This window comes from Nocardia sp. NPDC051832, from assembly GCF_040681285.1.
Classification (GTDB): domain Bacteria; phylum Actinomycetota; class Actinomycetes; order Mycobacteriales; family Mycobacteriaceae; genus Nocardia.
The window spans coordinates 1,236,310-1,247,799 of sequence record NZ_JBFAYL010000003.1 but is presented as its reverse complement, the minus strand read 5'-3'; the positions used below and the strand labels follow the sequence as shown (position 1 = coordinate 1,247,799).

The following is an 11,490-nucleotide window of genomic DNA, read 5'->3' as shown; positions in this document are numbered from 1 at the left end:
TCAATAAGACCGTACTCTCGGTTACATGAGTCGCAAGGTTACAGACAAAGCTGTCGGCAACCGCCCCACCCGCCACGCCAAGACGATCATCATCGGCAGTGGATTCGCGGGCCTCGGGCTGGCTATCCGGCTGAGCCAGCAGGGCCGCACCGATTATCTCGTCCTGGAGCGCGGCAGCGATGTCGGCGGCACCTGGCGGGACAACACCTACCCGGGCGCGGCCTGCGATGTGCCGTCGCACCTGTACTCCTACTCTTTCGCGCTCAATCCGAACTGGACGCGCTCGTTCTCCAAGCAGGGCGAGATCCAGCAGTACATTCGCAGTGTGGCGGAGCGGTACAACGTGCTGGACAAGCACCTGTTCAACTGCGATGTCACCAGCGCCCGCTGGAACACCGAGACCTCGCTGTGGGAGATCGAGTCCAGCCAGGGCAGCTTCACCGCCGACACCGTGGTCTCCGCGGTCGGCGCGCTGTGCGAGCCGGCGCTCCCGGACATCAAGGGCATCAACGAGTTCGAGGGCGAGGTCTTCCACTCGGCCCGCTGGAACCACGACGCCGACCTGACCGGCAAGCGCGTCGCCATCATCGGCACCGGCGCCTCCGCCATCCAGATCGTGCCCGCCATCGCGGCGAAGGTCGGTCACCTCGACGTCTACCAGCGCACCGCGCCGTGGCTGCTGCCCCGGATGGACCGCCCGTACCTGGCCCCGGAACGCTTCGCGTTCAAGCACATTCCCGGCGTGCAGCGCCTGTCCCGGGCCGCCATCTACGCCGCCCGCGAGACCCAGGTCGTCGGCCTGGCCAAGCTGCCGGCCATCATGCAGGGCTTCGAACTGCTGGCCAAGGCCAAGTTGCAGTTCGAGGTTCGCGACCCGGAGCTGCGCAAGAAGGTCACCCCGAACTTCCGGATCGGCTGCAAGCGCATGCTGATCTCCAACGAGTACTACCCGGCACTGAGCCGCGACAACGTCGACGTGGTCACCGACGGCATCAAGGAGGTCCGCGCCAACTCGATCGTCACCAAGGACGGCACCGAGCGCGAGATCGACGCCCTGATCGTGGCGACCGGCTTCCACGTCACCGACTCCCCGACCTACAACACCATCGCGGGCAAGGACGGCCGCACGCTGTCCGAGGTCTTCGACGAGATCGGCCAGCAGGGCTACAAGGGTTCGGCCATCGCCAACTTCCCGAACATGTTCTTCCTGCTCGGCCCGAACGTCGGCCTGGGCCACACCTCGATGGTGTTCATGATCGAATCGCAGATCAACTACATCGCCGACGCGCTGGCCACCGTGGACCGGCTCGGCCTGCGAACGGTCGAAGTGCGCCGCGACGTGCAGGACACCTACAACCAGGGTCTGCAGCAGAAGCTGTCCAAGAGCGTCTGGAACAACGGCGGCTGCGCCAGCTGGTACCTCGACAAGCACGGAAACAATACGACGCTCTGGCCGGACTTCACCTTCGAATTCCGTAGGCTGACCAAAAAGTTCGACGTATCGGCATACGAAACGACGTCGTCTACGGGCGCGAAGAAAGTGGTGGCATAACAGTGGGCAACGATGCTTACTTCAAGGGCAAAGTCTGTGTGATCACCGGCGCCGGCTCCGGCATCGGTCGTGCCCTCGCGGAGAATCTGGCCAAGCGCGGCGCGAAGCTGGCGCTCTCCGATATCGACACCGAGGGCCTGGCCGAAACCGTGCGCCGCTGCGAAGCCCTTGGCGCGCAGGTGAAATCGGATCGGCTCAATGTCGCCGAGCGGGAAGCGGTGCTGCTCTACGCCGACGCCGTCAAGGCGCATTTCGGCGTGGTGCACCAGATCTACAACAACGCGGGTATCGCCTACCACGGTGATGTGATCAAGTCGGAGTTCAAGGACATCGAGCGGATCATGGACGTGGACTTCTGGGGTGTCGTCAACGGCACCAAGGCGTTCCTGCCGATGCTCATGGAATCCGGGGCGGGCCATGTCGTCAACATCTCCAGCCTGTTCGGCCTGATCGCCGTGCCCAGCCAAAGTGCCTACAACTCGGCGAAATTCGCGGTCCGCGGCTTCACCGAGTCGCTGCGCCAGGAGATGATCCTCGGCAAGCACCCGGTAGAGGTGACCTGCGTGCACCCCGGCGGCATCAAGACCGCGGTCGCGCGCAACTCCACCTTCGCCGAGGGCATCGACGGCAAGAAGGCCGCCGCCATGTTCGACGCGAAGCTGGCCATCCACACCCCCGAGATGGCCGCGCAGGTCATCACCGAGGGCGTGCGCAAGCGCCACGGCCGCGTGCTGATCGGCTGGGAAGCCAAGCTGCTCGACGCGTTCGTCCGAATCACCGCCTCCGGCTACCAACGGATTTCCGCCGTGGTCAACCGGGCCGTTCAGCCCTGAGGTCACCTGATGCGCGACATCAACATTCCGCTGCCGATCACCAAAGCCGTACTGGGGCGGATGTTTCCGGCCATGCTCAACGCCCGGCTGTCGTTCCCGCTCCAGCGCAAGCTGATGGATCTGGGTTCGGCGCTGCAATGGCTGCCCGACAACACCGTCGTGCATCGGCTCCGGCTGGCGGGCCGCCCCGCCGAAAAGCTCACCGCCCGAGGCAAATCCACCGAGGGCGCGGTGCTGTACCTGCACGGTGGCGGCTACGCGGTCGGCTCGCTGGCGACCCACCGTTCGCTGGCCGGGCGGCTGGCGCACGAGACCGGGTGCGCGGTCTATCTGCTCGATTACCGGCTGGCGCCGGAACACCCGTTCCCGGCCGGGCTCGAGGACGCCACCGCGGCGTTCCTGGAGCTGGTCGAGAACGCGGGCCTGCGGGCCGACCAGATCGCCATCGCGGGCGACTCGGCCGGTGGCGGACTGAGCCTGGCCACCGCGCAGCGCCTCATCGCCCGGCACGGCCTGACCCCGGCCGCGCTCGGGTTGATCGCGCCGTGGACCGACCCGAACGTGGTGCCCGAGCGCGAACGCGACCTGGTCATCAACCGGCCCTGGTCGCGCGCCTGCGCCGCCGCCTACCTGGGCGAAGGCGACAGCCAGGACACCGGCTACGCGCCGCTGCGCGGCGACCTGAACGGCCTGCCGCCCACCTATGTGCAGGTCGATGTGAGTGAACTGCTGCACAGCCAGTGCGTAGAGTTGGCCGGCGCACTGCGCGCCGCGGGTGTGCATGTCCGGTTCACCGAAAGCCAGGGACTGTGGCATGTCGCGCAAGCGCAGGCGGCCTTCGTGGCGCCTGCCGCGGCGGCGGTGACCGAACTGGCCGAATTCTTGAAAGAAGGGGTCCAACCGGTGTCGATGCGCGACCTAGGATGACACCGATCCCCACTCCCACCGGGCGTCGACCGCGGGTCGAACACGTTTCCGGTGGTCGATATGACGACCGCCTCATAGGTGTCGTAGATTACTGGCGAGTAGACCACGTGGAAGGGCACTGATGCGCGAGTTCGAAGTTCCGGCTTCTTACACAATCCCGGCGGACGCGAATAATTCCGATAACGTCTTCCGGCACGCCGAACAGTCGCCGGACGCGATCCTGTTCAACGTGCCGGACGGCAAGGGTGGCTTCACCGACGTCACCGCGGCGGAATTCGCGAAGGCCGTCACCGGCGTCGCGAAGGGCATTGTCGCCTCCGGCATCGAGGTCGGCGATCGCGTCGCCATCATGGCCGCGACCCGCTACGAGTGGGCGTTGATCGACTTCGCCATCTGGGCCGCCGGCGGCTGCACCGTCGCGATCTACGACAGCTCGGCCGCCGAGCAGGCCAAGTGGATCCTGCAGGACTCCGCCACCAAGCTGCTGATCCTGGAGAACGCCAAGCACCAGGCCACCATCGCGGAGATCGAGGACGGCGCGCTGCCGGGCTTGGCCGAGACGCTGCAGATCGACGGCGGCGCGGTCGACCAGCTCGTCGCGCGGGGCGCGGACCTCGACGACAGCGTGGTGCACGAGCGCCGCAAGCAGGTCGGCGCGGAATCGCCCGCCACCCTGATCTACACCTCCGGCACCACCGGCCGCCCCAAGGGCGTCGCGCTGACCCACGCGAACCTGTACGGCCAGTCCCGGTCCGACCGCATCGCGGCCGACAAGTTCATGGGCCCCGGCAAGAAGACCCTGATGTTCCTGCCGATGGCCCACGTGTTCGCGCGTGCGCTGACCCTGGCCTCCTTCGACGCTCGGGTGACGATCCGGTTCACCGCCGACTGGACCACCCTGGTCGACCAGTTCGGCGCCTACCGCCCGCACTACATCCTGGCCGTGCCGCGCGTGTTCGAGAAGGTGTTCAACAGCGCCAAGCAGAAGGCGCACGACGGCGGCAAGGGCAAGATCTTCGACGCGGCCGCCGACACCGCCATCGCCTACAGCGAGGCGCTCGACAACGGCGGCGCGGGCCTGGTGCTCAAGCTCAAGCACACGCTGTTCGACAAGCTCGTCTACAGCAAGCTGCGCACCGCGCTCGGCGGCCAGTGCGAGGCCTCGGTCTCCGGCGGCGGCCCGCTCGGCGCGCGCCTGGGCCACTTCTTCCGCGGCGTCGGCGTCACCATCTACGAGGGCTACGGCCTGACCGAGACCACGGCCGCGGTCACCGTGAACACTCCCGACAATATTCGGGTCGGCTCGGTCGGCAAGCCCACGGAAGGTCACGCGGTCAAGATCGCCGAGGACGGCGAGCTGCTGCTCAAGGGCTTCTCGGTGTTCGGCGGGTACTGGCAGAACGACGAAGCCACCGCCGAATCGTTCGCCGACGGCTGGTTCAAGACCGGCGACCTCGGCGCCATCGACGGCGAAGGCTACGTCACCATCACCGGCCGCAAGAAGGAAATCATCGTCACCGCGGGCGGCAAGAACGTCTCCCCCGCCGTGCTCGAGGATTCCCTGCGCGCGCACCCGCTGATCAGCCAGGTCATGGTGGTCGGTGACGGCCAGCCCTTCATCGGCGCCCTGATCACCCTCGATCCGGAAGCCCTGCCGGGCTGGAAGGAACGCAACGGCGTCGCCGCCGACACCCCGATCGAGCAGCTGATCGAGAACGCGGCGCTGGTCGCCGAGGTCGACGCCGCCGTCGCGGAGACCAACCACAAGGTCTCCAAGGCCGAGGCCATCAAGAAGATCCGCATCCTCCCGGTCGACTGGACCCAGGAGACCGGCGAGCTCACCCCGAAGATGTCGCTCAAGCGCAACGTGGTGATGAAGCAGTACGCCGCCGACGTGGACTCGATCTACAACTGAAGTAGCTGACGCCGAAGGCGCTGTTCGCGAAGTCGATTCGCAAGCAGCGCCTTTCGCGTATGGCGTCGGCCAGGCATCTCGCGGCCCACGACCGCCGCGGGCCGCACGGATTCCGTGCTGGCGGCAGTAGGCTCTGGCCATGGCCGAACTGCGTTTTCGGGTGGTTGCGGGAATTCTGGCTGCCGGGTTGGCTCTCGGTGTGGCCGAGCTGGTTGCCGCGTTCATCGGGGCGGACAGCGCACCGCTGGTCGTGCTCGGGTCGACCGTCATCGATCACACGCCCGATGGGTTGCGGGAGTGGGCGATCCAGACGTTCGGCACCAAGGACAAAGCGGTGCTGTATCTCTGCATGGGAGTTGTCGCCGCGGTCTTCGCCGGAATCACCGGGGCGATCGAACGTACCGAGCGAGCGGCGGGGTCGATCCTGCTGGCCGTGTTCGGGGTACTGGTCGCCGTGGTCGCGGTGGGACGCACCGGGGTATCGGGTGCGCTGCCAACGGGGCTCGGTGTCGCGGCGGGGATCTACGCGCTGCGGGTGCTGACCGCGATAATCGACGACGCGGAAAACGCGGTCACGCCAGCACAATCGGGCGTCTCTGACACCGACTCGGTCGAGGCCGCCGCCACGCCAACGCGATCCGACGATTCTCACATCGACTCGGTCGAGACCGCTTCCGCCCCGACACGATCCGAGAAACGCGCAGGGCCGGTGCCGGTCGCACCCCAGGTCGCGCTGCCGGAGCGGCGGGCGTTACTGCGCGGCATCCTGATCACCGGGGGGCTGGCGGTGGCGGCCGGTGTGGGTGGACGGTTGCTCGGGCTACAGCGCGCGGACGTGTCGGCGGAGCGCGCGGCCGTGCAACTCCCGCAACCCAGCGGGCCGCCCATTTCCCTTGCACCGGAAGCGGATCTACGAATCCCTGGCCTGGCTCCCTATCTGACCCCGAACTCGTCGTTCTACCGGATCGACACCGCGCTGACCGTCCCGCAGGTGTCGATCGAGGACTGGTCACTGCGCATCCACGGCATGGTCGATCGCGAAATCACGCTCAGCTGGGCCGATCTCGCGAACCGGACCGCAGTGGAACGCCTGATCACCCTGGCCTGCGTCTCCAACCCGATCGGCGGCGACCTCATCGGCAACGCCCTCTGGCGCGGCTATCGCCTCGACGAGCTCCTCGCCGAAGCTGGTCCGCACCCCGACGCCGACATGGTGCTTTCCACCTCCAAGGACGGCTGGACCTGTGGTACTCCGCTCTCGGCCCTTACCGACGGCCGCGACTCCCTGCTGGCCGTCGGCATGAACGGCGAACCGCTCCCGGTCTCGCATGGCTACCCCGCCCGCCTGGTCGTCCCCGGCCTCTACGGCTACGTCTCCGCCACCAAATGGGTCACCGAACTCGAAGTCACCCGCTTCGACCGCGCCACCGCCTACTGGACGCGGCGCGGCTGGTCCGCCCAGGGCCCCATCAAAACCGCCTCCCGCATCGACACCCCGCGCAACCGCGCCCGCCTCACCGCCGGCCGCATCCCCATCGCCGGGGTCGCCTGGGCCCAGCACCGCGGCATCACCGCCGTCGAGGTGCAAATCGACAGCGGCCCTTGGCAACCCGCCCGCCTCTCCGCCGAACAATCCATCGACACCTGGCGCCAATGGGTCTACGACTGGGACGCCACCCCCGGCCCGCACACCCTGCGCGCCCGCGCCTTCGACAACACCGGCCAACCGCAGACCGCCGAATTCCAGGACGTCATCCCGGACGGCGCAACCGGGTATCCCTCGGTGAACGTCCAGGTCAGCTGACAGGCAGTGGCAGCGAACCGGTCAGCTGCCAGGTTCCGCCGGGGCTTTCGCGCCACAGAGTGACGGCGTCGAGGCGAAATTCCGGGGGTGGTGCCGCGGCCAAGGCGGCTTCGGCAGCGGCGAGGACGGTGGCGGCGTGCGGGCCCGGGGTAGCGATGGTCAGGTGCGGGTGCGGATCGGGGAATTCGCCGCCGTAGGGCGGGCATTCGGGGAACGCGGTGTACACCGCGCGCAGCAGGTCCGACACCTGGTCGAACGGTTCGGGGCGGAGCCAGACCGTGCCGTTCGCGAACTGGCCCGCGGCGGGAAAGCCGACATCGAACGGTTCGAAATCGGCGATCGCAGCCCGGAGACGGTGCAGGTCTTCTGGTTTCGGCATAGGCACCCATGGCACCAGAACACTGATGTGCGGCGGGACGATTTCGGTCAGCGGGATCCCGGGGCGTTCGGACCAGTACGACACCGAACGCCAGCGGTCGGTGAATGCGGCGAGTTCGGGAACGGCGACGAGAATGGCGGTCCGACGGGTTGGCTCGTGCACGCAACCATCTTCTCGCACAACTCTATTCGAGGGGCGCGTCAGGCTGGAAAGGAATCGGTGGCGAGTGCGCCGGTGTGGTCGCTGGGTGCGGAACGGCCGTGGCTGACGAACAGGGCGGCGGCGAGGATGCCGAGCAAGAGGATGCCTGCCGGGAGCAGCATGGATTGGGCGAGGGCGGTGCTGAAGGAATCCTTCACCGGTTCGGGGATGGGGCCTTGGCCCGCACCGCCTTCCGCGATTTTGCCGCTGCCCAGGCCGTGGGCGGCGACGCGGGCGGAGATCAGCGCGCTGATGGCCGCGCTGCCGAGGACCGCGCCGACCTGCCGGGTGGTGTTGTAGACGCCCGCGCCCGCACCGGCCAGCTGCACCGGGAGGTTGTGCGTGGCGGTGGCGGCGAGCGGGGCCCAGATGCAGGCGTTGGCCAGGCCCGCGAAACCGGCGGCGACGAGATACCAGACGAGTGCGGTGTCCGGCTTCATCAATGCCGAGAAGGCCAGGATCGCCAGGGTGAACAGGGTGAAGCCGAAGGCCGGAATGATGCGCGGGTGCAGTTTGTCGGAGAACTTGCCGATGAGGGGTGCGCAGATGCCGGTGATGATCGCCATCGGGGCGAAGACCAGCGCGGACTTGGTGGGTGACAGTTCGCGGACCGCTTGGAGATAGAAATAGGACGGCACCATCATGGCGGTGACGGCCGCGCCCATCGCGGCGATGGCGAGGTTCGACAGACCGAAGTTGCGGTCGCGGAACAGACTGAGCGGCAGCAGCGGTTCGCCGGTATTGCGGCTTTGGTTCCACACGAACACCGCGAGCAGCGCCAGACCCGCTCCGATCATCAACCAGATGCGGCTGGACCAGTCGAAATTGTTGCCCTCCTGAATACCGAAGACCAGCAGGAACATGCCGGCGCCACTGAGCAGGATGCCTGGAACGTCGTACTTGTGCTTGTGCGTCGGCAGGGCGGGCACCAGCCACAGCGCCAGACCGAAGGCGATGATGCCGACGGGCACGTTGACGAAGAAGATCCACTCCCAGCCGCGCCAATCCACCAGCACGCCACCGAGAATCGGCCCGACCAGGGTGGCCAGGCCCGCGATACCTCCCCAGAAACCCATCGCCGCGCCGCGCCGGTCCGGCGGGAAGGTGCGGGTGATGACCGCCATCGTCTGCGGCGTCATCAGGGCCGCGCCGACGCCCTGCACCGCGCGCCACAGGATCAGGTGCGCGATGGTCCCGGACAACCCGCACCCCAGCGACGCGGCGGTGAAAACGAACAAGCCGACCAGGTAGACGTTCTTCGGACCGAAACGATCGCCGAGCCGGCCGGTCACCAGCAGCGGCACCGCGTAGGTGAGCAGGTACGCGCTGGTCACCCAGATCACCTGGGAGATGTCGGCGTCGAAGGCCGCCAGGATCGCCGGGTTGGCGACCGCGACGATCGTCATGTCCAGCAGGATCATGAAGAACCCGACGACCAGCGCGAACAGCGCGAGCCACGGATTGCGTTCGGTATCGGCAGCCACGGACATGGCGCGTTCCTTTCGACCGAGCATCGGTTAACCAGAACGTTGCTCAGCCTAGGTCAGCGGACCCGCAACAGCCGTGTGCCCCGCGAACCGGCCGGTCCGCGGGGCACACACAGCGGGTTTGCTCAGCTCGCTACCGGCTCCGGCCGCACCAGCTTGTCCACCGGCGGCTTCGCCCCGCGGCTGTGGCTGACGAACAGCGCGGTCGCGATCAGGCCCAGGACCAGGATGCCCGCCGGCAGGAACATGGATTCACCGAGCGCGGCACTGAATTCGTCCCGGATCTGCGCCGGAACAGCCGACTGACCGGCACCGCCCTCTCCGGCCGGCGCGCCGCCGCCCAGTCCGTTCGCCGACATCCGCGCCGCGATGAGCGCGCTGATCGCGGCACTGCCGAGCACCGAACCCACCTGCCGACTGGTGTTGTAGATGCCCGCGCCCGCACCGGCCTGATGCACCGGCAGATTGTGGGTGGCGGTGGAGGCCAGCGGCCCCCAGATGAACGCGTTGGCCAGACCCGCCAGCGCCGCCGCGACCAGGAACCACCCGATCGAGGAGTCCGGCGCCATCAGCACCGCCCACCAGAACACCGCGACCGCGAACATGCCGAAGCCGATCGTCGGAATGATCCGCGGCGCCACGTTGTCGGAGAATTTGCCGACGAACGGCGCCAGCAGTCCGGTCACGATCGCCATCGGCGCGAAGACCAGCGCCGACTTGGTCGGCGACATGTCGCGCACCGCCTGCAGATAGAAGTAGGCCGGCACCATCAGCGCCGTGACCGCCGCGCCCATGGTCGCGATGGCCAGCGAGGACAGCGCGAAGTTGCGGTCCCGGAACAGTGCCAGCGGCATCAGCGGTTCGTCGGTATTGCGCGCCTGGTTCACCACGAACAGCGCCAAGACGAGCAGCCCGCCGCCGATCAGCAGCCAGATGCGCGGCGACCAGTCGTAGGTGTTGCCCTCCTGGAGCCCGAAGACCAGCAGGAACAGGCCCACGCCGCTGAGCGCGATGCCCGGCAGGTCGTATTTGTGCTCGCTCGTCTCCAGCGCCGGCACCAGCCACACGACCAGGCCGAACGCGATGATGCCGACCGGCACGTTGACGAAGAAGATCCACTCCCAGCCGAGCGAATCGATCAGCATGCCACCGAGAATCGGGCCGACCAGGGTCGCGAGGCCGGCCACGCCGCCCCACAGACCCATGGCCGCGCCGCGCTTGTCGGGGGCGAAGGTGCGGGTGATGACCGCCATCGTCTGCGGCGTCATCAACGCCGCGCCCAGACCCTGCACCGCGCGCCACACGATCAGCTGGGCGATCGTGCCCGACAGGCCGCAACCGAGTGACGCGGCCGTGAAGACGACCAGACCGATGAGGTAGATGTTCTTGGGGCCGAAGCGATCTCCCAGGCGGCCGGTCACCAGCAGCGGCACCGCATAGGTGAGCAGATAGGCGCTGGTCACCCAGATCACCTGGGAGACATCGGCATGCAGACCCCGCATGATCGCCGGATTGGCGACCGCGACGATCGTCATGTCCAGCAGGATCATGAAGAAGCCGACGACCAGCGCGCCGAGCGCCAGCCACGGATTACGTTGAGTTGGCATCGTTTTCGTTCCAATCAGCAATAACGCTAGGACAGTTGCGGTCGCCGGGCCGACCCGGCCGACCGACGCGGCCTAGGCGGCAGTTGGTCCTCAGGCAAACCACTACCGGGCCAGGAGCCTTCGGGTTCGGCGCGCCGGACCCCGGTGGCGGGATCGAATTCCTCCCACTCCAGCGCGCCGCTCTCCAGGTCTGCGACGAGGGCGTCGATCCACGCGACTTCGGCGCTGAGAGTGGTCTGCAGGTATTGCAGCACAAGCCAATACCGGCGCGGCACCTCGTGCGATTGCGCCCACTCGTGCATCATCGTCAGATCCTCGAGGTCGCCGTTGAGGTGCTCCAGCCGCTCCCGCAGCAGGGTGACGACGCAGGAGCTCGGCAGATTGTGTGCTTCGGCGATGGCGACCGGGAACATCGGATACTCCGATCCGGGAGTCCGGATGATCTCGGAGATCCTGGCGCGCATGGCTTTCCGGCCAGCCTCGGTGATCCGGTAGGTGGTGCGCTCGGGCCGGTTACCCGTCCGATCCACCCCTTCGGCCCGTACCAGTTCCTGCTCGGCCAGCCGCGCCACCGTGTGATAAAGCGAGCCCGGGCGAACCTTGACCAGCACGTCCTCACCGCGGGCAAGAAGTAGTTGATACATCTCGTAGGGATGCATGGGCCGCTCCTCGAGCAGCGCCAGCACGCTGATCGCCAATGCCGTCACCGAGGCGCGCGCCTTGCGCTCCATCTGGTTCACCTCCGGTCGACGTCACATGTTCCACTCCGAATACTCCAGATGGAA

The 11,490-nt window shown here is 67.4% G+C and carries 9 protein-coding genes; 5 read left to right on the top strand and 4 right to left on the bottom strand.

Features of this window, described 5'->3' with window-relative positions; genetic code table 11:
• Positions 1–25 precede the first annotated feature (25 nt).
• From AB0M14_RS23530 to AB0M14_RS23510, 5 genes are all read left to right on the top strand, one after another.
• Positions 26–1,552: an NAD(P)/FAD-dependent oxidoreductase gene (locus AB0M14_RS23530; RefSeq protein ID WP_364998298.1), complete on the top strand. Its 1,527-nt coding sequence runs from the start codon at positions 26–28 to the stop codon at positions 1,550–1,552.
• Between the two features lie 2 nt (positions 1,553–1,554).
• Entirely contained in the window at positions 1,555–2,385 is an 831-nt protein-coding gene (locus AB0M14_RS23525) for an SDR family NAD(P)-dependent oxidoreductase (protein ID WP_364998296.1), read from the top strand.
• Positions 2,386–2,394: 9 nt separating this feature from the next.
• Positions 2,395–3,312, top strand: coding sequence for an alpha/beta hydrolase (locus tag AB0M14_RS23520; protein WP_364998294.1), 918 nt, complete (start codon positions 2,395–2,397; stop codon positions 3,310–3,312).
• Between the two features lie 121 nt (positions 3,313–3,433).
• The gene (locus tag AB0M14_RS23515) at positions 3,434–5,227 is read left to right on the top strand and encodes a long-chain fatty acid--CoA ligase (protein ID WP_364998292.1); all 1,794 of its coding nucleotides are present in this window, start codon (positions 3,434–3,436) and stop codon (positions 5,225–5,227) included.
• 139 nt (positions 5,228–5,366) lie between these two features.
• On the top strand, positions 5,367–7,031 hold the full coding sequence (locus tag AB0M14_RS23510; protein WP_364998290.1) for a molybdopterin-dependent oxidoreductase: 1,665 nt from the start codon (positions 5,367–5,369) through the stop codon (positions 7,029–7,031).
• On the opposite strand, the gene AB0M14_RS23505 is transcribed toward AB0M14_RS23510, so the two are convergent.
• From AB0M14_RS23505 to AB0M14_RS23490, 4 genes are all read right to left on the bottom strand, one after another.
• Positions 7,024–7,572, bottom strand: a complete 549-nt coding sequence (locus AB0M14_RS23505; protein WP_364998288.1) for a 2'-5' RNA ligase family protein — start codon at positions 7,570–7,572, stop codon at positions 7,024–7,026. The genes AB0M14_RS23510 and AB0M14_RS23505 overlap by 8 nt on opposite strands.
• Before the next feature lie 38 nt (positions 7,573–7,610).
• Positions 7,611–9,101: a DHA2 family efflux MFS transporter permease subunit gene (locus AB0M14_RS23500; protein WP_364998286.1), complete on the bottom strand. Its 1,491-nt coding sequence runs from the start codon at positions 9,099–9,101 to the stop codon at positions 7,611–7,613.
• Positions 9,102–9,223: 122 nt separating this feature from the next.
• Positions 9,224–10,705: a DHA2 family efflux MFS transporter permease subunit gene (locus AB0M14_RS23495; RefSeq protein ID WP_364998284.1), complete on the bottom strand. Its 1,482-nt coding sequence runs from the start codon at positions 10,703–10,705 to the stop codon at positions 9,224–9,226.
• Between the two features lie 26 nt (positions 10,706–10,731).
• A complete protein-coding gene (locus tag AB0M14_RS23490) occupies positions 10,732–11,436 on the bottom strand; it encodes a PadR family transcriptional regulator (protein WP_364998282.1) in 705 nt (234 codons plus the stop codon).
• Between the last annotated feature and the right edge of the window lie 54 nt (positions 11,437–11,490).